At 63.7% G+C, this 22,661-nt stretch carries 20 protein-coding genes and 1 tRNA gene; 10 read left to right on the forward strand and 11 right to left on the reverse strand.

Annotation, left to right across the window (positions count from 1 at the left end; translation table 11 throughout):
- Nucleotides 1-551 precede the first annotated feature (551 nt).
- Both ettA and AB4061_RS22845 read right to left on the reverse strand, forming a co-directional pair.
- A complete protein-coding gene (ettA, locus tag AB4061_RS22840) occupies nt 552-2,219 on the reverse strand; it encodes an energy-dependent translational throttle protein EttA (RefSeq protein ID WP_441637794.1) in 1,668 nt (555 codons plus the stop codon).
- Nucleotides 2,220-2,283: 64 nt separating this feature from the next.
- Nucleotides 2,284-3,039 (reverse strand): FadR/GntR family transcriptional regulator, encoded by a 756-nt coding sequence (locus AB4061_RS22845; protein ID WP_441637796.1) that lies wholly within the window; start codon nt 3,037-3,039, stop codon nt 2,284-2,286.
- A gap of 329 nt (nt 3,040-3,368) precedes the next feature.
- Here AB4061_RS22845 and AB4061_RS22850 point away from each other — a divergent pair, with 329 nt between their 5' ends.
- From AB4061_RS22850 to AB4061_RS22885, 8 genes are all read left to right on the forward strand, one after another.
- Nucleotides 3,369-5,102 (forward strand): IlvD/Edd family dehydratase, encoded by a 1,734-nt coding sequence (locus AB4061_RS22850; protein WP_441637798.1) that lies wholly within the window; start codon nt 3,369-3,371, stop codon nt 5,100-5,102.
- A gap of 98 nt (nt 5,103-5,200) precedes the next feature.
- On the forward strand, nt 5,201-6,373 hold the full coding sequence (locus AB4061_RS22855; protein WP_441637800.1) for an ABC transporter ATP-binding protein: 1,173 nt from the start codon (nt 5,201-5,203) through the stop codon (nt 6,371-6,373).
- Nucleotides 6,370-7,692, forward strand: a complete 1,323-nt coding sequence (locus AB4061_RS22860) for an ABC transporter substrate-binding protein (RefSeq protein ID WP_441637802.1) — start codon at nt 6,370-6,372, stop codon at nt 7,690-7,692. Before AB4061_RS22855 ends, AB4061_RS22860 begins: the two co-directional genes overlap by 4 nt.
- 122 nt (nt 7,693-7,814) lie before the next feature.
- Entirely contained in the window at nt 7,815-8,714 is a 900-nt protein-coding gene (locus AB4061_RS22865) for a carbohydrate ABC transporter permease (protein WP_441637804.1), read from the forward strand.
- A complete protein-coding gene (locus AB4061_RS22870; protein WP_441637806.1) occupies nt 8,711-9,598 on the forward strand; it encodes a carbohydrate ABC transporter permease in 888 nt (295 codons plus the stop codon). The genes AB4061_RS22865 and AB4061_RS22870 overlap by 4 nt, the downstream gene beginning before the upstream one ends.
- Before the next feature lie 130 nt (nt 9,599-9,728).
- Complete coding sequence (locus AB4061_RS22875) at nt 9,729-9,953, forward strand: hypothetical protein (RefSeq protein ID WP_043350086.1); 225 nt, start codon at nt 9,729-9,731, stop codon at nt 9,951-9,953.
- Between the two features lie 59 nt (nt 9,954-10,012).
- On the forward strand, nt 10,013-10,507 hold the full coding sequence (locus tag AB4061_RS22880; protein WP_043352367.1) for a M48 metallopeptidase family protein: 495 nt from the start codon (nt 10,013-10,015) through the stop codon (nt 10,505-10,507).
- A gap of 305 nt (nt 10,508-10,812) precedes the next feature.
- A complete protein-coding gene (locus AB4061_RS22885) occupies nt 10,813-12,642 on the forward strand; it encodes a DEAD/DEAH box helicase (protein ID WP_441637808.1) in 1,830 nt (609 codons plus the stop codon).
- A gap of 49 nt (nt 12,643-12,691) precedes the next feature.
- On the opposite strand, the gene AB4061_RS22890 is transcribed toward AB4061_RS22885, so the two are convergent.
- The 8 genes from AB4061_RS22890 to petA all read right to left on the reverse strand — a co-directional run bounded on the left by AB4061_RS22890 (nt 12,692) and on the right by petA (nt 19,765).
- Nucleotides 12,692-14,023 (reverse strand): PQQ-dependent sugar dehydrogenase, encoded by a 1,332-nt coding sequence (locus tag AB4061_RS22890; protein WP_441637810.1) that lies wholly within the window; start codon nt 14,021-14,023, stop codon nt 12,692-12,694.
- A gap of 242 nt (nt 14,024-14,265) precedes the next feature.
- Nucleotides 14,266-15,123, reverse strand: a complete 858-nt coding sequence (locus AB4061_RS22895; RefSeq protein WP_441637934.1) for an endo alpha-1,4 polygalactosaminidase — start codon at nt 15,121-15,123, stop codon at nt 14,266-14,268.
- A 269-nt stretch (nt 15,124-15,392) separates the two neighbouring features.
- A tRNA-Thr gene (locus AB4061_RS22900) sits at nt 15,393-15,468 on the reverse strand.
- A gap of 61 nt (nt 15,469-15,529) precedes the next feature.
- On the reverse strand, nt 15,530-16,027 hold the full coding sequence (locus AB4061_RS22905) for a ClpXP protease specificity-enhancing factor (protein WP_441637812.1): 498 nt from the start codon (nt 16,025-16,027) through the stop codon (nt 15,530-15,532).
- A gap of 63 nt (nt 16,028-16,090) precedes the next feature.
- Nucleotides 16,091-16,702 carry a glutathione S-transferase N-terminal domain-containing protein gene (locus AB4061_RS22910; protein WP_006159674.1) on the reverse strand — a complete coding sequence of 204 codons (612 nt, stop codon included), beginning with the start codon at nt 16,700-16,702 and terminating at the stop codon, nt 16,091-16,093.
- 258 nt (nt 16,703-16,960) lie between these two features.
- Nucleotides 16,961-17,704 carry a cytochrome c1 gene (locus tag AB4061_RS22915; RefSeq protein WP_441637815.1) on the reverse strand — a complete coding sequence of 248 codons (744 nt, stop codon included), beginning with the start codon at nt 17,702-17,704 and terminating at the stop codon, nt 16,961-16,963.
- A 37-nt stretch (nt 17,705-17,741) separates the two neighbouring features.
- Nucleotides 17,742-19,145, reverse strand: coding sequence for a cytochrome b (locus AB4061_RS22920; RefSeq protein ID WP_441637817.1), 1,404 nt, complete (start codon nt 19,143-19,145; stop codon nt 17,742-17,744).
- Nucleotides 19,146-19,147: 2 nt separating this feature from the next.
- Nucleotides 19,148-19,765 carry a ubiquinol-cytochrome c reductase iron-sulfur subunit gene (gene petA / locus AB4061_RS22925; protein ID WP_267604528.1) on the reverse strand — a complete coding sequence of 206 codons (618 nt, stop codon included), beginning with the start codon at nt 19,763-19,765 and terminating at the stop codon, nt 19,148-19,150.
- A 212-nt stretch (nt 19,766-19,977) separates the two neighbouring features.
- Here petA and mscL point away from each other — a divergent pair, with 212 nt between their 5' ends.
- On the forward strand, nt 19,978-20,409 hold the full coding sequence (mscL, locus tag AB4061_RS22930) for a large conductance mechanosensitive channel protein MscL (protein WP_441637936.1): 432 nt from the start codon (nt 19,978-19,980) through the stop codon (nt 20,407-20,409).
- 54 nt (nt 20,410-20,463) lie between these two features.
- On the opposite strand, the gene AB4061_RS22935 is transcribed toward mscL, so the two are convergent.
- Nucleotides 20,464-21,210, reverse strand: coding sequence for a Nif3-like dinuclear metal center hexameric protein (locus tag AB4061_RS22935; RefSeq protein WP_043352388.1), 747 nt, complete (start codon nt 21,208-21,210; stop codon nt 20,464-20,466).
- 19 nt (nt 21,211-21,229) lie between these two features.
- Here AB4061_RS22935 and AB4061_RS22940 point away from each other — a divergent pair, with 19 nt between their 5' ends.
- Nucleotides 21,230-22,423 carry a Do family serine endopeptidase gene (locus AB4061_RS22940; protein ID WP_441637820.1) on the forward strand — a complete coding sequence of 398 codons (1,194 nt, stop codon included), beginning with the start codon at nt 21,230-21,232 and terminating at the stop codon, nt 22,421-22,423.
- Nucleotides 22,424-22,661 lie beyond the last annotated feature (238 nt).

Raw genomic sequence — 22,661 nt, forward strand, 5'->3', positions numbered from 1 at the left:
GCCTTAAGGCGATACTCAGACATGGGTCCCTCTTTTCCGCTCTTTTCGTGAAATCCCGAGGCGCCCCATACGGCCTTGGCACACCTTCACGGCTCGCTTCGCATCGCGCTGAGGTGTTTCCCGCCCCTAGGCGGGAAACACGGCCGACCCAGTGGGGATCAAAACCAGTGGGGGTCAAAACACGATTTGGTGTAGCCGTGATTGCCGCCCCCAGGCGGCAATCACCCACCCGCGATGCGCAGCGAGCCGTCTGGGTTTTCATCTCCCGTTATGGGGCGCCTCGTCGGAAGGCAAAAGGAGCGGAAACGAGGGGGCCATGTTTGAGCATCGCCTTAAGGCGATGTGAGTTTGGCCCCCGGCCGCTCTTTTTGTCTTCCGACGAGGAGGCTTTCGCCCCATCCGGGTCGCTTCTTTGCCTACTTTCTTGGCGAGACAAGAAAGTAGGTCGCCGCCCCGAAGGGGAGGTGAAACTGCAGTTGCCCTTGACGTTAAGCAGTTGCAGCTGAAGTTGCAGTTGCAGTTCAAAGACCACAACCGCCCCCTCTCTCCCCTTACCGAACAATAGGCTTATAGCGAATCCGCTTAGGCTTAGCCCCCTCCTCACCCAGGCGCCGCTTCTTGTCCGCCTCATATTCCTGGTAATTGCCGGGGAAGAATTCCACATGCGACTCGCCTTCGAAGGCCAGGATGTGGGTGGCGATCCGGTCCAGGAACCAGCGATCGTGGGAGATCACCATCACGCAACCGGCGAACTCCAGCAGCGCGTCTTCCAGCGCGCGCAGCGTTTCCACGTCGAGGTCATTGGACGGTTCATCGAGCAGCAGCACATTGCCGCCGGAGATCAACGTCTTGGCCAGGTGCAGGCGTCCGCGCTCGCCGCCCGAGAGCGTGCCCACGTGCTTCTGCTGGTCCGAGCCCTTGAAGTTGAAGCGGCCGATGTAAGCACGCGACGGCGTTTCGTAGCGGCCGACCGTCAGCACGTCGGCGCCGCCGGAGATCTCTTCGAACACGGTCTTGCTGCCGTCGAGCGCATCGCGGCTCTGGTCCACGTAGGCCATCTTCACGGTCGGGCCGACCTTGATCTCGCCGCTGTCCGGCTGTTCCTTGCCGGTGAGCATGCGGAAGAAGGTCGACTTGCCGGCGCCGTTGGGGCCTATGATGCCGACGATGGCGCCGGGCGGCACCTTGAAGCTGAGGTCGTCGATCAGCAGGCGGTCGCCATAGGCCTTGCTCACGCCGTTGAACTCGATCACCTCGTTGCCCAGGCGCTCACCCGCGGGGATGAAGATTTCCTGGGTTTCGTTGCGCTTCTGGTATTCCTGGCTATTCAGTTCGTCAAAGCGCGCGAGACGTGCCTTGGACTTGGCCTGACGCCCCTTGGGGTTCTGCCGCACCCATTCCAGTTCCTTGTGCAACGCCTTCTGGCGGGCCGACTCGCTCGACTCTTCCTGCTTCAGGCGGGCTTCTTTCTGATCCAGCCAGGAGCTGTAGTTGCCCTTCCAGGGAATGCCGTGGCCACGGTCCAGTTCCAGGATCCACTCGGCCGCGTTGTCGAGGAAGTAGCGATCGTGGGTCACCGCCACCACGGTGCCGGGGAAGCGCGTGAGGAACTGCTCCAGCCATTCCACCGATTCCGCATCCAGGTGGTTGGTGGGTTCGTCGAGCAGCAGCATGTCGGGGCGCGACAGCAGCAGGCGGCACAGTGCCACGCGGCGCTTCTCGCCACCCGACAGGTTGCCCACCTTGGCGTCCCAGGCCGGCAGGCGCAGCGCATCAGCCGCGATCTCCAGCTGCAGCTCGGCGTTGTTGCCGTCGCTGGCCGCCAGGATGGCTTCGTACTTGGCCTGCTCCGCGGCCAGCGCGTCGAAATCCGCGTCCGGCTCGGCATAGGCCGCATAGATCTCGTCGAGCTTCTTGCGGGCTTCGAACACGCCGCCCAGCGCGGCTTCCACCGACTCGCGCACGGTTTGCTCGGGATCGAGCTGCGGCTCCTGCGGCAGGTAGCCAATGTTCAGGTTGGGCATGGGCGTGGCTTCGCCCTCGATTTCCTTGTCGAGGCCCGCCATGATCTTCAGGACGGTCGACTTGCCCGAGCCGTTCAGGCCCAGCACGCCGATCTTGGCGCCCGGGAAGAAGGACAGGGAAATGTCCTTGAGAATGTGACGCTTGGGCGGGACGATCTTGCCCACGCGGTTCATGGTGAAAACGTACTGTGCCATGCGGATCCGGGTGAAATTGGGGGGAATCGGCCAAGTGTAGCAAAGCCGGTCAGCACAAGGCCCGTCAGCACGCCTTCCTGGCGCGTGGCACGGCGCCCGGCGTGACGGCTGCGCGCTTGCGCGCACGGGTCAGGCTGGAGGTCAGGCGGCGGTAAGCGATGTCCGTATGCCGCTGCATGACCACGCGCGCCAGCTCCGGATCCTTGCGGCGCAGTGCCGCCAGGACTTCGCGATGCTCGGCGATGGCCTGGGCCCAGACCTCCGGCGTCTCGAAGTGGCTGTTCAGCTGATCGAACAGCGGCCCGAGGCGCAAGTCGAAGAGCCGGCGCACCACGCCCACCAGCACGCTGTTGCCGGTGGCTTGCGCCACCCGCACATGGAACAAGCGGTCCGCATCGAGCGGCTTGATGCCGGCGGCGGCTTCGGCGGCCATCTGCGCGATGGCCTCCTCGATCGCATCGAACTGGGCCTTGCGCCCGCTCCGGGCCGCCAGCGCGGCGACCTCGCCTTCCACCAGGGCTCGTGCGCGGATCAGCTCGAGCGGCCCTTCCTCGCCGGACAGGTCGAAGCCCGCGTCGACGGATGACGGCGGCTCGCACACATAGATGCCGGAGCCCATGCGCACTTCGATATAGCCCTCAACCTCGAGCGCGATCAACGCCTCGCGCAGCGATGGGCGGCTCACGCCGAGCTGCACCGACAAATCCCGCTCCGCTGGCAGGCGCGAGCCCGCCGGAAATTCGCCGGCCTGGATCAGCGTGCGCAACTGTGCGCTGATCTGGCGGTACAGGCGTTGCGGTTCGATCGAATGGATAGGCATGTGCAGCCCGAGCGAGCGTCTGGCGAAATTGGATTGACCATTTGTCCAGCCGGCTGGAGTCTAGGCAGCGCGCCAGCGAATGTCCAGGCGGATTCATCGCGCGCTGCAGCATGCCCGGCGGCATCGGTAAAGACCACTAATTGGTAATACCAGTTTACCTGTCCGGACTCGTGAACTAGACTCCGCTCACTCGGCATGCATGCGGCAAGGCAGTGCAATCGGTCGTGGGCATCCGTATCTGCAGCGCACAAGAAAGCGGGCATCAGCACACGTAGCGCTTACGCGCCAGCCGTCGCTACGCGGCCCCCGCAATGACGCAGGAGACCCGAGTGAACGACGACAAGCCGACGCCCCTCACGCGTCGCAGCCAGGCCTGGTTTGGCCGCCTCGACCGCGATGGCTTCATCTATCGCTCGTGGCTCAAGAACCGCGGCATTCCTCACGACCAGTTCGATGGCCGTCCGGTCATCGGCATCTGCAACACCTACTCCGAACTCACACCCTGCAACTCGCATTTCCGCACACTGGCCGAACAGGTCAAGATCGGCGTGTGGGAAGCCGGCGGCTTCCCGCTTGAATTCCCGGTGATGTCGCTGGGCGAGACCATGCTGCGCCCCACCGCCATGCTGTTCCGGAACCTGGCCAGCATGGACGTGGAAGAATCGATTCGCGGCAACCCGATCGATGGCGTGGTGCTGCTGATGGGCTGCGACAAGACCACGCCCGCGCTGATGATGGGCGCGGCCTCGTGCGACCTGCCCACCATCGGCGTCTCCGGCGGCCCCATGCTGAGCGGCAAGTTCCGCGGCGGCGAACTGGGCTCCGGCACCGATGTGTGGAAGATGTCGGAGGAAGTGCGGGCCGGCCAGATGTCGCAGGAGGACTTCTTCGAGGCCGAGAGCTGCATGCACCGCTCGCACGGCCACTGCATGACGATGGGCACCGCGTCGACCATGGCCAGCATGGTGGAAGCGCTGGGCATGAGCTTGCCCGGCAACGCGGCGATTCCCGCCGTGGATGGCCGCCGCAATGTGCTGGCACGCGCGTCGGGGCGCCGCATCGTGGAGATGGTGAAGGACAACTTGGTGATGTCGAAGATCCTGACCCGCGATGCGTTCGAGAACGCCATCCGCGTCAACGCGGCCATCGGCGGCTCGACCAATGCCGTGATCCACCTGCTGGCCATCGCCGGGCGCATCGGCGTCGAGCTCAAGCTGCAAGACTGGGATGCGCTGGGCCACGAGCTGCCGTGCCTGCTCGACCTGCAGCCATCCGGGCGCCACCTGATGGAAGACTTCTACTACGCGGGCGGCCTGCCCGCGGTGATCCGCGAGCTGGAATCGGTGCTTGCGCGCGACACGCTCACCGTCAACGGCAAGACGTTGTGGGACAACTGCAAGGACGCGCCCAACTGGAACCGCGAAGTCATCCACGCCTTCGGCGCGCCCTTCAAGGCCAACGCCGGCATCGCTGTGCTGCGCGGCAACCTGTGCCCCGATGGCGCGGTGATCAAGCCGTCGGCCGCCACGCCGGCACTGCTCAAGCACACCGGCCGCGCCGTGGTATTCGAGAACAGCGAGCACATGCACAAGCGGCTCGACGATGAATCGCTCGACGTCGACGAGACCTGCGTGCTGGTGCTGAAGAACTGCGGCCCGCGCGGCTACCCCGGCATGGCCGAAGCCGGCAATATGCCGCTGCCGCCCAAGGTGCTGCGCAAGGGCATCACCGACATGGTCCGTGTATCGGATGCACGCATGAGCGGCACGGCCTACGGCACGGTGGTGTTGCATGTGGCGCCCGAGGCAGCGGCCGGCGGCCCGCTGGCACTGGTGAAGGACGGCGACATGGTGGAGCTCGACGTGGCCGCGCGCAAGCTGCACCTGCATGTCGATGAGGCGGAGCTGCAGCGCCGCCGCGCCGCGTGGCAGGCGCCCGCGCTGCCGATGGAACGCGGCTGGACGCGCCTGTATGTCGAGCATGTGCAGCAGGCCAACCTGGGCGCCGACATGGATTTCCTGGTGGGCAAGAGCGGCGCCGCGGTGCCCAAGGACAACCACTGAGACACGCTGCCGACCCACGAATCACTACGGCAATCCAATCGCGACGAACTGCCGCCCCCGGCACGAACGGGCATAAGCGGCTCACGGAGACACCACGCATGGCATCGGTCCAGATTCGCGGCATCCAGAAATACTTCGGCAGCACGCAGGTCATCCGCGGCGTGGACATCGATATTGCCGATGGCCAGTTCACCGTGCTGGTGGGGCCATCGGGCTGCGGCAAGTCCACGCTGCTGCGCATGATCGCCGGACTGGAGGAGATCACCACCGGCGAGATCGCCATCGGTAACCGCGTGGTCAACCGCCTGCCGCCAAAGGAGCGCGATATCGCCATGGTGTTCCAGAACTATGCGCTATACCCGCATATGACGGTCTACGACAACATGGCCTTCTCGCTCAAGCTCGCCAAGGGCGACAAGGACGAGATCCGGCGCAAAGTGGCCAAGGCATCCGCCATCCTCGGCCTGGACAGTTTGCTGGAACGCTACCCGCGCCAGCTCTCGGGCGGCCAGCGCCAGCGCGTGGCCATGGGCCGCGCCATCGTGCGCGATCCGCAGGTGTTCCTGTTCGACGAGCCGCTCTCCAACCTGGACGCCAAGCTGCGCGTGCAGATGCGCGCGGAGATCAAGGAACTGCACCAGCGCCTGCGCACCACCTCGGTCTATGTCACGCACGACCAGATCGAGGCCATGACCATGGGCGACCTGATCGTGGTGATGCGCGACGGCCGCGTGGAGCAGCGCGGCAAGCCGCTGGAGCTTTACGACCATCCCGACAACCTCTTCGTGGCTGGCTTTATCGGCTCCCCGGCGATGAACTTCCTGCCCGGCGTGCTGCGCCGCAGCGGCGGCGATCCCGCAGTCGAGTTTCCAGATGGCACGCGCCTGCCGGCGCCTGCGCGCTTCGATGCCGCTGCCGGCACCGACGGCCAGCGCGTGATCTACGGCGTGCGGCCCGAGCACCTGATCCTGGGCACGCCGGGCCAGGGCCTGCAAACGCGCGTGTCAGTGGTCGAGCCCACCGGCGCCAACACCGAGATCTATTCCCGCTTCTGCGAGGCGGAGTTCATCTCGATCTTCCGCGAGCGCCATGACTTCGCCGCGGGCGACATCCTGAACCTGGTGCCCGACCACCAGCACACGCATCTGTTCGATGCCGACTCGGGCCAGACGCTATTGCAGCGCGGCCCGGCGGCACCGGCGGACGATCCGGGAAGCAGGCATGACCAGCACGGGGCGGAGCCCCTGACCACGGAGGAGACAAAGCGATGAGCACACCGAGCAACTTCACGAGACGCGATTTCCTGGTGTCCACGGCGGCCGTTGCCGCCACCACGGCGATCGGCGGCCATGCCTTCGCCGCGCCGGCTGCACTGCAGTACAAGCCGGAGGCCGGCGCCAAGCTGCGCGTGCTGCGCTGGAAGCGTTTCGTGCAGGGCGACGAGGACCTGTGGAACGCCAACACGAAGAAGTTCACCGAGCTGACCGGCGTCGAGGTACGCGTCGACAACGAAGGCTGGGAAGACGTGCGGCCCAAGGCCGCCGTCGCGGCCAGCGTCGGCAGCGGGCCGGACGTCATCGTTGGCTGGTTCGATGACCCGCAGCAGTACCCCGACAAGCTGGTCGACCTGACCGACCTGGCCACCTACCTGGGCAGCAAATACGGCGGCTGGTACGACGTGTGCCGCAAGTACGGCACGCACAACGGCAAGTGGATCGGCCTGCCGCTGGGCGTGGTCGGCAATGCGCTGGTCTATCGCGAAAGCCACGTCAAAGCCGCTGGCTTCGACACCATCCCCAAGGACCTTGCCGGCTTCCTCAAGCTGTGCCAGGGCCTCAAGGCCAAGAACACGCCCTGCGGATTCGCGCTCGGCAAGGCCGTGGGCGACGGCAACAACTGGGCACACTGGCTGCTGTGGTCGCACGGCGGCATGCTGGTCGACACCAAGGGCAAGGTGGTGGTCAACTCGCCCGAGACGTGGGCCGCGCTGGAATATGCCAAACAGCTCTACGCCACCTTCGTGCCCGGCACGCTGTCGTGGCAGGACCCGTCCAACAACAAGGCCTTCCTCGACGGCCAGATCAGCCTGACTGCCAACGGCATCTCGGTCTACTACGCGGCCAAGAATTCGAAGGAGCCCAAGCTGCAGGAAATGGCGCGCGACATCCAGCACGCGCACTTCCCCATCGGCACGCCCGGCAGGCCCACCGAGCTGATGCAGATCACGCAGATGATGCTGTTCAGGTATTCCAAGTTCCCGAATGCGGCCAAGGCCTACCTGCAGTTCATGATGGAGCCGGAGCAGTACAACCCGTGGATGGAAGCCGCCATCGGTTACGTCAGCCAGCCGCTCAAGGCCTATGAGGCCAACCCGATCTGGACGGCCGACCCCAAGCACACCGTGTATCGCGACTCCGCCGCGCTGATGCTCGACAACGGCCACGCCGGGCCRCTGGGCACGGCCTCCGCCGCGGCCATGGCGGACTACATCGTGGTCGACATGGTGGCCGAAGCGGCCAGCGGCTCCAAGACACCGAAGGAAGCGGCGGCGCGCGCGGCGGAGCGGGCGCAGCGGTACTACAAGACGTAGTGGCCAATTAATGGCCAACTAATGGCCAACTAATGGCCAACGCCTGAAGCGAGATGAGGGCGCGGCGGCACCGCCGCGCCCGCCGAGCCGAACCCTGCGAGGTGCGCCATGCGAGGTGAACCATGATTTCCCGCCTGTTGAACAACCGCCATGCGCTGGGGCTGCTGTTCATGCTGCCCACCGCGCTCTTGCTGCTGGTTTTCCTGACGTACCCGCTCGGCCTCGGCGTATGGCTCGGCTTCACCAACACCAAGATCGGCGGCACCGGCGAATGGATCGGGCTGTCCAACTACAGCTACCTGGCGGGCGACTCGCTGACGCAGCTGGCACTGTTCAATACGATCTTCTACACCGTGGTGGCCAGCGTGGTGAAATTCGCGCTGGGCCTGTGGCTGGCGCTGCTGCTCAACAAGAACCTGCCGTTCAAATCCTTCTTCCGCGCCATTGTGCTGCTGCCATGGATCGTGCCGACCGCGCTGTCGGCACTGGCATTCTGGTGGATCTACGACGCGCAGTTCTCCATCATCAGCTGGACGCTGGTCAAGCTAGGGCTGATCGATCGCTATATCGACTTCCTGGGCGACCCATGGCTGGCGCGCTTGTCTACCATCGCGGCCAATGTCTGGCGCGGCATTCCCTTTGTCGCCATCTCGCTGCTGGCTGGCTTGCAGACGATCTCGCCCACGTTGTACGAGGCCGCATCCATCGACGGCGTGACGCCATGGCAGCAGTTCCGCTATGTCACGCTGCCGCTGCTGACGCCGATCATCGCGGTGGTGATGACCTTCTCGGTGCTGTTCACGTTCACCGACTTCCAGCTGATCTATGTGCTCACGCGCGGCGGCCCGCTCAACGCCACGCACCTGATGGCCACGCTGTCGTTCCAGCGCGCGATTCCCGGCGGCTCGCTGGGCGAAGGCGCGGCGATCGCCACGATGATGGTGCCCTTCCTTCTGGCCGCCATCCTGTTCTCATACTTCGGCCTGCAGCGGCGCGGCTGGCAACAGGGAGGCGACAAATGAAAGCGACGGCCGCAGCGGAGCAGCAAGACACCGCGCAGGGGATGGACTACCTGCAATCGATGCCGCGGCGCTGGGTGACCATCTACATCCCGCTAGGCATCTTCGTCTTCGTGCTGCTGTTCCCCTTCTACTGGATGGCGATCACTGCCTTCAAGCCGGACGGCGAACTCCTGATGCGCAGCGCCAACCCGTTCTGGGTGATGGCGCCCACGCTCGCCCACTTCAAGAAGCTGCTGTTCGACACCCCCTACCCGGAGTGGCTGCTCAATACCGTGATCGTCTCCACGATCTCCACCTTTGCCTCGCTGGCCGCCAGCGTGCTGGCCGCGTATGCCATCGAGCGGCTGCGCTTCCAGGGCGCGAAACAGGTAGGCCTGGCCATCTTCCTGGCCTACCTGATCCCGCCCTCGATCCTGTTCATCCCGCTGGCATCGATCGTGTTCCAGCTCGGCCTGTTCGATACGCGCTGGGCGCTGATCCTCACCTACCCCACCTTCCTGATCCCGTTCTGCACCTGGCTGCTGATGGGCTACTTCCGCTCCATTCCCTACGAGCTGGAAGAATGCGCGCTGATCGACGGCGCCACGCGCTGGGAGATCCTGGTCAAGATCATCCTGCCGCTGGCCGTGCCGGGGCTGATCTCGGCCGGCATCTTTGCCTTCACGCTCTCGTGGAACGAGTTCATCTACGCGCTGACCTTCATCTCCTCGTCGGAGGTGAAGACGGTGCCGGTGGGAATCGTCACCGAACTGATCGAAGGCGACGTCTACCACTGGGGCGCGCTGATGGCGGGTGCCTTGCTGGGTTCGCTGCCGGTGGCGCTGGTGTACTCGTTCTTTGTGGAGTACTACGTGTCGGGCATGACGGGCGCGGTGAAGGAATAGCCGGAATAGCCGCATGGCGGCAGCCAGGACGCGTGGGGCCATGGCAGGCTAAAATGCGAAGTTATCCTGCCGTGAGCCCGCGCGCCCGGCAATGTCGCATTCGAACCACTCCGCCTCCAAGCCCGATCCCATGAGCAAACCCGCCCGCACCCTCACCTTCAAGTGCAAGAAGTGCACCAAGCCAGTCACGCTATTCCTGCAGAAGGTGTCCGCCTGCTCGCACATCACGCCGTACCAGGGCTTTTGCAAGTGCGGTGAAATGGTGCGCCACGCCACCGGCGACAAGGACGCCGTGGAGTCCTTCGTCAGCTCGGTCGACGGCAGCTGGGCCCACCATCACCACCATCACCATTGAGCACCCGTAGCACCCCCGCGCCCACCAGCGAGACGTGGCGCCCCGGCGTGAAGGATCCGCTGCGCTTTCTCGCCGCATATCCCGACGGCGTGCTCGACCAGGTGCGCCAGATGGTGGCCGCCAATCGCCTGGGCGAGCACCTGGCGAAGAAATATCCCGCGCGGCACACCGTACAGACCGACCGCGCGCTGTACGACTTCACCGCCGAGCTGAAGCAGGAATTCCTGCGCACCGCGCCGCCGATCCATAAAGTCGCGTTCGACGCCAAGATCGACGTGGTCCATCGCGCGCTCGGGCTGCACACCGCCATCTCGCGCGTGCAAGGCGGCAAGCTCAAGGCCAAGAAGGAAATCCGCGTGGCGTCGCTGTTCAAGGAAGCACCGCCCGAGTTCCTGCGCATGATCGTGGTGCACGAGCTCGCTCACCTGAAGGAAAGCGATCACAACAAGGCGTTCTACCGCCTGTGCGAATACATGGAGCCGGCGTACCACCAGCTGGAGTTCGATACGCGCCTGTTTTTGGCGTGGCGCGAACTGGAGCCTGCGCAGGGCTAAGCCAGGCTCCCTCACGCGCAGCCTGCTGGCTTTGCCTGCGTCGCCAGGCGATGCAAGCCGGCGAAGACCCGGGCGAAGATCGATCCGAGCGGCCTGGCGGCCGTCTCATTCCGCGCACGTCAATCCGGCGCTTCCGCCCCCGCCAAAATACCGAAAACGCCAAGACGCGCAGAAAGTCTATATTTTCGATTCTATTGTATTTACAATCGGCCCAGATCAATGCCTGCAGCATCTTGTGGCCGCACTGGGTCCGCGGCGGTACGTAGCAAGGCGCGCAGCTTTCCACAAACAAAGACAAGAAGGCTATGGCAACGCTGATTCCCGCGCTTGGCTCGGTCACGTCGCGCATGACAGGTGGGGAAAGACGCTTCGCGGAGCGGCTCGAAGCCAAGCTGGAAGACGACTATCTGTGCTGGTACGACGTCGCCATCGGCGAGAAGACCCGCCACCCTGACTTCATCGTCTTCCACCCTAGCCGGGGCCTGCTGGTGCTTGAGGTCAAGGACTGGAAGCTCAGCACGATCCAGCGCATGGACCAGCGCACCGCCGCCTTGATCACCGAGCGCGGCGTGGTGCATGAAATGAATCCGCTGGAGCAAGCGCGGCAGTTCATGTTCTATGTGCTGGACCTGCTGCAGCGGGATCCGCAGCTTGTCTGGCCCACCGGTTCGCTCAAGGGCAAGCCATTCTTTCCGTATGGCGCAGGCATCGTCCTCGCCAACATCACGCGTGCGCAGTTCGAGCAGACCAACCTTGGCGAGGTACTGCCCGCGCACCTGGTGATCTGCAAGGATGAGATGGCGCCCGAGGCGGAACCGGAAGCGTTCCAGAAACGCCTCTGGGAGATGTTCCCGGTCAAGTTCACGTTCAAGCTGTCGCTGCCGCAGATCGACCGTATCCGCTGGCATCTTTTCCCGCAGATACGCATGCCGGAACAGCGCGCGCTGTTCCCGGAAGACACACACGATCCGCAGGACATTCCCGACATCCTCCGGGTGATGGACCTCCAGCAGGAACAACTCGCCCGAAGCCTGGGCGAAGGCCATCGCGTCATTCACGGTGTAGCCGGGTCCGGCAAGACGCTGATACTCGGCTACCGGGCCGAATACCTCGCCAGGGCGGCAACGCGGCCCATCCTGGTGCTCTGCTTCAACAAGACGCTGGCGGCCAAGCTATCCGCGACGATGGCGGAGAAAGGCATTGAAGACAAAGTGCATGTGCACAACTTCCATGCCTGGTGCTCGCGGCAGTTGCAGGCATTCAACATTGATCTGCCCAAGGGCAGGGCCGACGACGCACTCTTCGAGTCCTTTGTGTCGCGGGTCATTAAAGGTGTCGAGCGCAAGGCCATTCCCGGTGGTCAGTACGATGCGGTGCTCATCGACGAAGGTCACGACTTCCGGCCGGAATGGTTCAAGCTCATCGTGCAGATGGTCAATCCGGATAGCAACTCGTTGCTCGTTCTGTACGACGACGCACAATCCATCTATGGCGGCGCAAAGAAGCGCAAATTCAGCTTCGCCAGCGTCGGCGTGCAGGCAAAAGGCCGCACCACCATCCTGAAGATCAACTACCGCAATACACAGGAGATCCTGGCGCTGGCGCGCGCCTTCGCCGACGACCTGCTACGGCCGAATGACAACGGCGAGGACGAAGCGCCAACCGTACAGCCGATCGGGGCGGGCCGGCGCGGACAAAAACCGCTACTGATCGCGCTACCCACCATCGAAGCTGAAGCGGAGCGCATTGCGCAGGTCCTGCTTGAAGAAAATCGCACGGGGACGGCGTGGGCGGAGATGGCGATCATCTATCGGCATTGGGAAACGGCAGGCCAGGTCACCAGCGTACTCGCGCGCAAGGGCGTTCCATTCGAATGCCCGCAGATCACCAAACGCTTTACGCCGGGTGGGGACAGCGTCAAGGTGGTGACCATGCACAGCAGCAAGGGACTGGAGTTTCCTCTGGTCTGCATTCCAGGTGTCGGCGCGCCGCACAAGAAAGAAGAACCCATCGAGGACGAGGCCCGCCTGCTTTACGTCGCCATGACGCGCGCCACACGCCAGCTGGTGATGACGCATGGCGAGACATCGCACTTCTCTGCGCGGCTGCGGGCGGCATTGGACAAACTGGCTTGATCGCAGGCAAGCCGCCGGCGATCATGTGACGGCGGCTTGGACGGCCGTGCTACTTCGCCACCACCCGCCAGACCACATTGCCAACATCGTCCGCCACCAGCAACGCGCCGCGCTTGTCGATGGCAACGCCCACCGGCCGGCCTTGCGCGTCGCCGTCCTGCGTCAGAAAGCCGGTCAGCACGTCGAGCGGCTCGCCGGCCGGCTTGCCGTTGGCGAACGGCACGAAGATCACCTTGTAGCCGCTGCGCGGATTGCGGTTCCACGAGCCGTGCTGGCCGACGAACATGCCGTTCCTGAAGCGCGAAGGCAGCGCGTTGCCTTGCGCCGATGCCAGGCCGAGTGACGCGGTATGCGGGCCGACGGCGTAATCGGGCGCAATGGCCTTGGCCACCATCTCCGGCCGCAGCGGCTTCACACGCGCATCTACATGCTGGCCGTAGTAGCTGAAGGGCCAGCCGTAGAAGGCGCCGTCTTTGACCGAAGTGATGTAGTCCGGCACGAGATCGCTGCCGATCTCGTCGCGCTCGTTCACCGCGGTCCATAACGCGCCACTGTCGGGATCCCAGGCCATGCCGTTGGGATTGCGCAGGCCGCTGGCAAACACGCGGTGCGCGCCGGTCTTGGGATCGACCTCCCAGATGGCGGCCCGCCCCTCTTCCTTGTCGAGGCCATTCTCGCCGACGTTGCTGTTGGAGCCGACTGTGACGTAGAGCTTGCTGCCGTCCTTGCTGGCGATGATGTTCTTGGTCCAGTGGTGATTGAAGGCGCCGGCCGGCAGGTCCACCACCTTCACGCCGGGCGCGGTGATCTCGGTCTGCCCCGGTTGATACGGGAAGCGCAGCACCGCATCGGTGTCCGCCACGTAGAAATCATTGCCCACCAGCACCATGCCGAAAGGCGAATGCAAGTCCTTGAGAAATACGGAGCGCGCGTCCGCGACGCCATAGCCATTGGTGTCGCGCAGCAGCGTGATGCGATTGGCGCTGGGCACGCCGGCGCCCGCGCGCTTCATCGCCCGCTTCATCACCCAGCCCCTGATGCCCATGCCATCTTCCGGCTTCGGCGGCGCATTGGTCTCGGCGACCAGCACGTCGCCATTGGGCAGTACGTAGAGCCAGCGTGGATGGTCCAGCTTGTCCGCGAAAGCCACGGCGACGAGGCCATCCGCTGCCGTTGGCTTGGCGCCGTCGGCCCAGCCAATGGCGGGCGCAATGCGCACCGTCGGCAGCAAGGTCTTGATTGGCGCCGGCAACGCCGGGTTGAAGCCCGTACCGGCGGACACTGGCAGGGTCGCGGTGTCGCCGCATGCCGTGAGGCCGGCCGCCATCGGCAGGCAAAGCGCCAGGACAGTTAGAAGAACAGTTAGACGCTGCACCGGCATGATCGGCTCTCCGCGGTAACACGCTTGATCGCTTGCTAAAGGCGTCGCTGCGCCCTGCTGCGTCCACTATAGGACGCGCGCCCGGCAGCTGCTGTCAGCAGACTGGAATCGCGCTGTAGGACAGAGGCGATACGCGGCAGGCACAAGCCGGGTGAGCTGGAGGGACGGCTTCAGGCGGGGAACCCCGCCCGGGAGGGACCGGCGCCGGCCTGTGGCCGGCGCCGTCTATTCGTCGTGGCCGCTCAATCGCAAGCGTAGCGGAACGCATCATCCAGGTTCAGCGGGAGCACCAGTGTACGAAGGTGCGCTGCCTGGGCCGAAGCGCACAGCGCGGCGCGCGTCGATGCGGTCTTGTATTTCGACGCGTACTCCACGTTGAATACCGCCTTGCCCTGTGCCGTGAACGGCTTGTAGCTCGCGCACTCGTTGTATTGGAAGCACTGCTCGTTCACCGCGAAATCAAAGTCAGTCGCCAGCTGCGAAACCTGGTCCACATCATTCTTCAAGCCCACGGCCAGGCCGCGCGCATGTGCCTGCGCCGCCAGGAAGCGGTTGTAGTCCAGCTGCGTGGCCTCCGTCAGCGGAAAACCGGGCTGATTGGTATAGCCATCCACGTTGTCCGTGTCCACGCCATCGCAGCCCTTGGTCTTCGCCAGATCCATGCGCGCCTGCATGATCTGGCGCACGTTGGCCGAGCGCGTATCGAGCCAACGCTCGCCCGCCCAGCCCGACAACGCGTTGCCCATATCCGCCGCGGCAAACTGTTTGAAATCCGGCCGCCAGTTCTCCGAGCTACCCGCCGAGAAATAGCAGACCACACGCTTGCCCTGCGCCTTCAGAGCATGGATGGTCGCCTGCGGCGTATCCACCAGGTCGATGTCGAAGACCTGCGCCGGGTAGCTCGTGTTGACCGTACCCGTCAGCTGCAATTGCCATGTATCGGCCGCCGTCGGCACCCAGCGCGAGACTGCCAGCGTTTGCGCCGGCGGCGTCAGGGCCGCAGACGATGCATTCACCGCCGGCACGGACTTGACGGAAGCATCCGACTCCGCCGACGAGCCATCCCCTCCGCAGGCCGACAGACAGGCGATCGAGGCCATCCATGCCATGCGTGCGAGTTTCCGATTCACGGATGTGTTCCTTTTGGTTTGCTGCGATCGGGGTGACGAAACCGGGAGAGCCAGGGCTCTGTAAGGTTGTCGGCGGGGGTGGGTAGACCTTGCAGGGTTTCGCGACAAGGTAAGGTATTCGGGTTGGATGACAGGCGCAAGGCGGGCCCAGGAACCGTTGTATTCGAGGCAACGCGAAAGGTGTCCGGCCCAAAAAAACAAAACGGGCTACGCGAATTGCGTAGCCCGTTCTTAAATTCTGGTGCCGGCTGCAGGACTCGAACCCGCCACCTGATGATTACAAATCAACTGCTCTACCTGATGAGCTAAGCCGGCATGTTTGGTGCAGACCGCGATTCTACTGCATGCGGCGCAAATTGACGATGCCTTCCTGTGCTTACTTCACTACCTTCAGCGAAGGTTTCTTGGCGCCAATGCGCGACACGGGCGGGGGCGTGGGTTCGTCGTCGCCGCTGTGGTCTTCGTTGGCTTCCGCGGTGACCAACGGCTCGCTTTCCACCGAGGACAGCTTGGGCGGCGGGTTGTTCTCGCGCTCGGTTGCTGCCTGGGTCTCGGGCACGCTGCGTTCCACGGGGAAGGCCATGCCCTGGCCGTTTTCGCGCGCGTAGATGGCGAGCACGTTTTCGATGGGCACGTCGATCTTGCGCGAGATGCCGCCAAAGCGGGCGCTGAAGCCGATCCACTCGTTGCCCATGTCCAGGCCGCTGGTGGCGTCGAAGCTGACGTTAAGCACGATCTCGTTGTTCTTGACGAACTCGCGCGGCACGCTGGTGTTGGCGTCGACGAAGACGGCGATGTACGGCGTGAAGCCGTTATCCGTGCACCACTCGTAGATGGCGCGGATCAGGTAGGGCTTGGTGGAGGTTTCAGGCATTGTGCTTCCAGTGGCGCAGTCCGGCGGCCCGAGGCGAGCTTGTCGCTTCGGGCCGGAGCCGGTTTAGCGGCGCATCACCTTTTCAGACGGGGTGAGCGCTTCGATGTAGGCCGGGCGGCTGAAGATGCGTTCGGCGTACTTGAGCAGCGGCGCGGCGTTCTTCGACAGTTCGATACCGTAGTGGTCCAGGCGCCACAGCAGCGGGGCGATGGCAACGTCGAGCATCGAGAACTCTTCGCCAAGCATGTACTTGTTCTTGACGAAGATCGGCGCGAGCTGGGTCAGACGGTCGCGGATGGCGGAGCGGGCGCGCTCGTGGTTCTTCTCGGCGGCCTTGCCCTTTTCGTTTTCGAGGGCGTAGACGTGCGTGAAGAGTTCCTTTTCGAAGTTGAACAGGAACAGGCGGGCGCGGGCGCGCTGCACCGGGTCGGCCGGCATCAGCTGCGGGTGCGGGAAGCGCTCGTCGATGTACTCGTTGATGATGTTCGACTCGTACAGGATCAGGTCGCGCTCGACCAGGATGGGCACCTGGCCGTAGGGGTTCATGACCGAAATGTCTTCCGGCTTGTTGAACAGGTCGACGTCACGGATCTCGAAATCCATGCCCTTTTCGAACAGGACGAGGCGGCAACGTTGGGAGAACGGGCAGGTGGTGCCCGAATACAACACCATCATGGTTGGATTCCTTTGATGCGGGGTCGATTGGCTGGATCGGTATTCTGGCAGAACCGATATAGAGAAAGCAAATTAGAGATGCTTGAAGCACATTTAAGTGCATTCGGCGCGCATTAAAGGCGGCTTTGGCGCACATTTATCCAGCATTGCGCCTGCAGCCTATAAAGCAAAAGGGCTGGCGCGGGGTTGCTCTGCACAACACCCGCCCCAGCCCTTCTCCCCCATCAGACCCGCGGGTCTTCCAGGCTTTACCGCGTTTTACTTGATGTCTTTCCAGTACGAAGCGTTCAGGCGCCAGGCGAAGATGGTGAACACACCGAGGAACATCAACACCCAGACGCCCAGGCGCTTGCGCTGGTTCTGCGCGGGTTCCGCCATCCAGTCCAGGAAGCCGACCAGGTCGCTCGTGGCCTGGTCGTACTCGAGCGTGCTCATCTTGCCCGGAGTGAGCTGCTCGAAGCCGGCAAACTTGTGCACCTTCTCGCCGTGCTCTTCCACCTCGACGAACTTGGCGGCGCGCTGGCCTTGCAGCTCCCACAGCACGTGCGGCATGCCGACGCTCGGGAACACCAGGTTGTTCCAGCCCGTGGCGCGGTTGTCGTCACGGTAGAAGGTACGCAGGTAGGTGTACAGCCAGTCGTCGCCGCGGGCGCGGGCGATCACCGACAGGTCCGGCGGCGTGGCGCCAAAGAAAGCCTTGGCATCCTTCGGCGGCATGGCGATAGTCATCATGTCGCCCACCTTCTCGCCGGAGAACAGCAGGTTCTGGCGGATCTGGTCGTCGGTCAGGCCGATGTCCTTGAGGCGGTTGTACCGCATCATGGACGCGCCGTGGCAGTTCAGGCAGTAGTTGACGAACAGCTTGGCGCCGCGCTGCAGCGAGGAAAGATCGCTGGTTTGCACGGGCGCCGGCTCGAGGGGGTAGCCCCCTTCGTTGGCCATGGCGGGCGCGGCGGCAAAGCAGGCGCCGGCCAGCGCGAGAATCGAAAGCAGCTTTTTCATCTTTTGTCCTTGTGCTCTTGTCGGGGTAAGTCCGGGCTCAGTGCGGGTGGAACGTGACACGTTCCGGCACTTGCTTGAACTGGCCGACTCGGCTCCACAGCGGCATGGTCAGGAAGAAGGCGAAGTACAGCAGGGTTCCCAGCTGCGACACCTTTTCACCCACCGGCGACGGCGGCTGTACGCCAAGGTAGCCCAGCACGATGAACACCACCACGAACACGACAAGAATGCTCTTGTGGAAGGACGGGCGATAGCGGATCGATTTCACCGGCGAGTGGTCCAGCCACGGCAGGAAGAACAGGATCACGACCGAGCCGCCCATCACCAGCACGCCCCAGAACTTGGCGTCGATGAAGTAGAAGCCCACGGCCAGGATCACGGCGATGGCAAGCGCGCCAACCTTGATGCGGGCGTCCTTGCTACGCAGGAACACCAGGCCAAGCAGCACCGCGAAGAACACCCACAGGATCGGCAGGAAGTTCGAGGTGGTGGCGCGCAGCATCGAGTAGAACGGCGTGAAGTACCAGACCGGCGCGATATGCGGCGGGGTCTTGAGCGGATCGGCCGGGACGAAGTTGTTCGACTCCAGGAAGTAACCGCCCATCTCCGGGAAGAAGAAGATCACCGCGGAGAAGATCATCAGGAAGCCGCCCACGCCCATCAGGTCGTGCACCGAGTAGTACGGGTGGAAGGGGATGCCGTCCAGCGGCACGCCGTTCTCGTCCTTCTTGGCCTTGATCTCGACGCCATCCGGGTTGTTCGAGCCCACTTCGTGCAGCGCGATGATGTGCGCGACCACCAGGCCCAGCAGCACCAGCGGCACGGCGATGACGTGGAAGGAGAAGAAGCGGTTCAGGGTCGCGTCGCTCACCACATAGTCGCCGCGGATGAACAGCGACAGGTCGCCGCCGATCACGGGGATGGCCGAGAACAGGTTCACGATCACCTGGGCACCCCAGTACGACATCTGGCCCCAGGGCAGCAGGTAGCCCATGAAGGCTTCTGCCATCAGGCACAGGAAGATCAGGCAGCCGAAGACCCAGACCAGCTCACGCGGCTTGCGGTACGAACCGTACAGCAGGCCACGGAACATATGCAGGTACACCACCACGAAGAAGGCCGAAGCGCCGGTGGAGTGCATGTAGCGCACCAGCCAGCCCCAGGGCACCTCGCGCATGATGTACTCCACGCTGGCGTAAGCCACGGGAATGCCGGCGGCGTTGAGCGTGCCGTCCGGCTTGTAGTTCATCACCAGGAAGATGCCGGTGACGATCTGGATGACCAGCACCAGCAGGGCGAGCGAGCCGAAGAAGTACCAGAAGTTGAAGTTCTTCGGTGCGTAGTACTTGGAAAGATGATCTTCCCAAAGTTGGGTTGCGGGGAAGCGTGCGTCGATCCAGCCAAGCAGGCCGGTCGTCTTTACTTGTTTTTCGGCCGCCATGGTCAAGCGTCTCCTTTTTCATCCTTGCCGATCACGATCTTGGTGTCGGACAGGAACTGGTACGGGGGTACGTCGAGGTTTTGCGGAGCCGGCTTGTTCTTGAACACGCGGCCAGCGAGGTCGAACGTCGAGCCGTGGCAGGGACAGAGGAAACCGGGATCGGAGCCGAGCTGGGGATTGGAGCCGGAGCCGAAGGGGCCGGAGGGCGAGCAGCCCAGGTGGGAGCAGATGCCCACCACGACCAGCAAATCTTTGTGTTCTGCGCGGGAACGGGTTTCGTTCTTGCAGTACTCGGGCGTCTTCATGGTGAAGGGAACGTCCGAGTTGGGGTCGGCGACTTCGGCATCGGTTTTCTTCAGCGACGCGAGCATTTCCTCGGTGCGCTTCAGGATCCAGACTGGTTTGCCGCGCCATTCAACGGTCATCATCTCGCCCGATTTCAGGGCACTGATGTCGGCTTCTACCGGGGCTCCGGCGGCCTTTGCCTTCTCTGACGGCGCAAACGTACTGACGAACGGAACCGCTACCGCCACGCCTCCGATGCCGCCAGCGACTGACGTCGCAATCAACCAATTGCGGCGACCCTTATCCACGTTCTTCACGTTTTGCTGGTCACTCATTCCAAACCCCAGGGGATGTCAAATTAGATTTTGCGTCAACCGTAAATTGTACCTTAGGCACATGTGGCATTGAAAGGCGCACGGTGATTGCGCGACGTACGATAATCGGCCACAAAAAGGACGATGTGGCCTGTACGCTTGCGTTACAGGCGGTGATGGGGCAGGCTTTTATCCTGACGACCGTTCAACGAAAGCAACACTGGGAGAAAAGCATGGGGATGATGTCGGAGTTCAAGGCCTTCGCAATGCGAGGCAATGTGGTCGACCTGGCAGTCGGTGTGATTATCGGCGCCGCGTTCGGCAAGATTGTCGATTCCGTGGTGAATGACCTGATCATGCCGGTGGTGGGCCGCATTATTGGCAAACTCGACTTCTCTAACCTTTTCGTGGTGCTATCCGAGCCGCCGGCGGGCGTGCCGCACACGCTCGACGCGCTTAAGAAAGCCGGCGTTCCCGTATTTGCCTATGGGAATTTCCTGACTATTCTGGTCAATTTCATCATTCTGGCTTTCATCATCTTCATGATGGTGCGCGCCATCATGAAGATGCGCGCCGCCGAACCGGCGCCGGCGCCGGCCGCCACGCCCGAGGACGTGGTACTGCTGCGCGAGATCCGCGACAGCCTGAAGGCACGCCAGCCCTGAGGCAATGCCAGGCGGGGCCGGCCACCGCACCGGGCTCGCGGCATCAGCCCGGAATCAAACTGGGTTGGGAATATCGATAAAGGTATGGCGCAGGCCGAATTGCTGCGCCAGGTGTTCGCCTAGCGACTGGATGCCATAGCGCTCGGTGGCGTGATGCCCCGCCGCCAGGTAGGCCACGCCGCTCTCGCGCGCCAGATGGGTGGTCTGTTCCGAGACCTCGCCGCTCAGGTAGGCATCCACGCCGGCTGCCACCGCCGCGTCGAAGTAGCCCTGGGCGCCGCCGGTGCACCAGCCCACGGTGCGGATCATCTGCTCGGGGTCGCCGATGGCAAGCGGCTCGCGGTTGAGCACGCCACCCACATGGGCGGCCAGCGCGGCTAGCGGCATGGATTGCGGCAAGGTGCCGGTCCAGCCGAGCTGGCCGTCGCCGAAGCGCCCGGTGGGGGTGAAGCCGAGCTGCAAGCCCAGCTGGGCGTTGTTGCCGAACTCGGGATGGTCGTCGAGCGGCAGGTGATAGGCGAGCAGGTTCACGTCGGCGCCCAGCAACCGCTTCAAACGCGCGTGCTTTTGCCCGATCACGCGGGCATCCTCGTTTTTCCAGAAGTAGCCGTGATGGACCAGGATGGCATCGGCGCCGGCCTCGATGGCGGCTTCGACCAGGGCCAGGCTCGCGGTTACGCCGGTGGCGATGTGCTCCACCTCGGGGCGGCCTTGCACTTGCCATCCGTTCGGGCAATAGTCTTTGTATCGAGGCACTTGAAGCAGGTCGTTCAAGTACAATTCAAGATCTTTTGTTTTCATATCCTGCCCAAAATCCAATATGTTGCGCCGCTTTTGGCTGTTCTTTGCTCAGGCTGTCACCGTTGTGCTGGCAGTGTGGTTCGTCGTGGCCACGCTCAAACCCGAATGGCTGCAGCGCGGCCGGGTGGCCGTGCAATCCGGTTCGCCCATCGTTGCGCTGAAGGAAGTCGTCCCCAATGTGGCCGGCTCCTCCGCGCCGGGCTCCTACAGCGAGGCGGCCCAGCAGGCGATGCCGGCGGTGGTCAACATCTTCACCAGCAAGAACGGCAATAAGCAAACACCCAATCCACAGGCAGAAGACCCCTGGTTCCGCTTCTTCTTTGGCGATCGCCTGCCGGAGCGCCAGGAGCCGGTGTCCAGCCTTGGCTCGGGCGTCATCGTCAGCGCGGAAGGCTACATTCTAACCAACCATCACGTGGTGGACGGCGCCGATGAGATCGAGGTCGCCCTGACCGATGGCCGCAAGGCCAACGCCAAGGTCGTGGGCTCGGACCCGGAAACCGACCTGGCCGTGCTSAAGRTCACGCTCAAGGACCTSCCGGCGATCACGCTGGGGCGTATCGAGAACGTCAAGGTAGGCGACGTGGTGCTGGCCATCGGCAACCCCTTCGGCGTCGGCCAGACCGTCACCATGGGCATTGTCTCGGCGCTGGGCCGCAGCCACCTGGGCATCAACACCTTTGAGAACTTCATCCAGACCGACGCGGCGATCAACCCAGGTAACTCTGGCGGCGCACTGGTCGACGCGCAGGGCAACCTGCTGGGCGTCAACACGGCCATTTATTCACGCTCCGGCGGCTCGCTGGGCATCGGCTTCGCCATTCCTGTGTCCACGGCCAAGCAAGTGATGGAATCCATCATCTCGACCGGCTCCGTGACGCGCGGCTGGATCGGCGTGGAGCCGCAGGACATGACCCCCGAGATCGCCGAGTCATTCGGCCTCGAGGCCAAGGAAGGCGCACTGATCGCGGCCGTGGTCCAGGGCGGCCCGGCGGACAAGGCCGGCGTGAAGCCAGGCGACGTGCTGGTCTCGGTGGGTGGACAGAGCATTACTGACACCACCGCCCTGCTCAACGCCATCGCCCAGCTCAAGCCAGGCGCCGAGGCAAAAATGAAGGTTGTGCGCCGAGGCAAGCCCACGGAGCTGACGGTGATGATCGGCAAGCGGCCACCGCCGCCGCGCCGGGCCCTGCCGCTGGATGAGGAAGAGTAAGCGGAGAGCGGGTCAAGCCTTCAGATCCCACCCTGCCGTCGCCGCAAGCCACCCCACCCCGCCCCTTTGTGGCGGGGTTTTTGTTTTTAGGGCCCGACGCGACGCGTATCAAGGCGGGGGAACGTACCTGGTGCTGCGCTAAGAGCGCCCGGAAGGGGCATCCTGCCAATGCGACTGCGAAGTCGCCGGGCACAGGAGAGTGCGTTGGGAAGCTGTAGCCACCACAAGCCGGGAAGGC

The organism is Cupriavidus sp. YAF13 (assembly GCF_052113425.1).
Lineage (GTDB): Bacteria > Pseudomonadota > Gammaproteobacteria > Burkholderiales > Burkholderiaceae > Cupriavidus.

Excerpts from the sequence above, each read along its gene's own strand:
- ettA (WP_441637794.1), bottom strand. The coding sequence starts at position 2,219 with ATGGCACAGTACGTTTTCACCATGAACCGCGTGGGCAAGATCGTCCCG.
- AB4061_RS22845 (WP_441637796.1), bottom strand. The coding sequence starts at position 3,039 with ATGCCTATCCATTCGATCGAACCGCAACGCCTGTACCGCCAGATCAGC.
- AB4061_RS22855 (WP_441637800.1), top strand. The coding sequence starts at position 5,201 with ATGGCATCGGTCCAGATTCGCGGCATCCAGAAATACTTCGGCAGCACG.
- AB4061_RS22865 (WP_441637804.1), top strand. The coding sequence starts at position 7,815 with ATGATTTCCCGCCTGTTGAACAACCGCCATGCGCTGGGGCTGCTGTTC.
- AB4061_RS22870 (WP_441637806.1), top strand. The coding sequence starts at position 8,711 with ATGAAAGCGACGGCCGCAGCGGAGCAGCAAGACACCGCGCAGGGGATG.
- AB4061_RS22875 (WP_043350086.1), top strand. The coding sequence starts at position 9,729 with ATGAGCAAACCCGCCCGCACCCTCACCTTCAAGTGCAAGAAGTGCACC.
- AB4061_RS22885 (WP_441637808.1), top strand. The coding sequence starts at position 10,813 with ATGGCAACGCTGATTCCCGCGCTTGGCTCGGTCACGTCGCGCATGACA.
- AB4061_RS22890 (WP_441637810.1), bottom strand. The coding sequence starts at position 14,023 with ATGCCGGTGCAGCGTCTAACTGTTCTTCTAACTGTCCTGGCGCTTTGC.
- AB4061_RS22895 (WP_441637934.1), bottom strand. The coding sequence starts at position 15,123 with ATGGCCTCGATCGCCTGTCTGTCGGCCTGCGGAGGGGATGGCTCGTCG.
- AB4061_RS22905 (WP_441637812.1), bottom strand. The coding sequence starts at position 16,027 with ATGCCTGAAACCTCCACCAAGCCCTACCTGATCCGCGCCATCTACGAG.
- AB4061_RS22910 (WP_006159674.1), bottom strand. The coding sequence starts at position 16,702 with ATGATGGTGTTGTATTCGGGCACCACCTGCCCGTTCTCCCAACGTTGC.
- AB4061_RS22915 (WP_441637815.1), bottom strand. The coding sequence starts at position 17,704 with ATGAAAAAGCTGCTTTCGATTCTCGCGCTGGCCGGCGCCTGCTTTGCC.
- AB4061_RS22920 (WP_441637817.1), bottom strand. The coding sequence starts at position 19,145 with ATGGCGGCCGAAAAACAAGTAAAGACGACCGGCCTGCTTGGCTGGATC.
- petA (WP_267604528.1), bottom strand. The coding sequence starts at position 19,765 with ATGAGTGACCAGCAAAACGTGAAGAACGTGGATAAGGGTCGCCGCAAT.
- mscL (WP_441637936.1), top strand. The coding sequence starts at position 19,978 with ATGGGGATGATGTCGGAGTTCAAGGCCTTCGCAATGCGAGGCAATGTG.
- AB4061_RS22935 (WP_043352388.1), bottom strand. The coding sequence starts at position 21,210 with ATGAAAACAAAAGATCTTGAATTGTACTTGAACGACCTGCTTCAAGTG.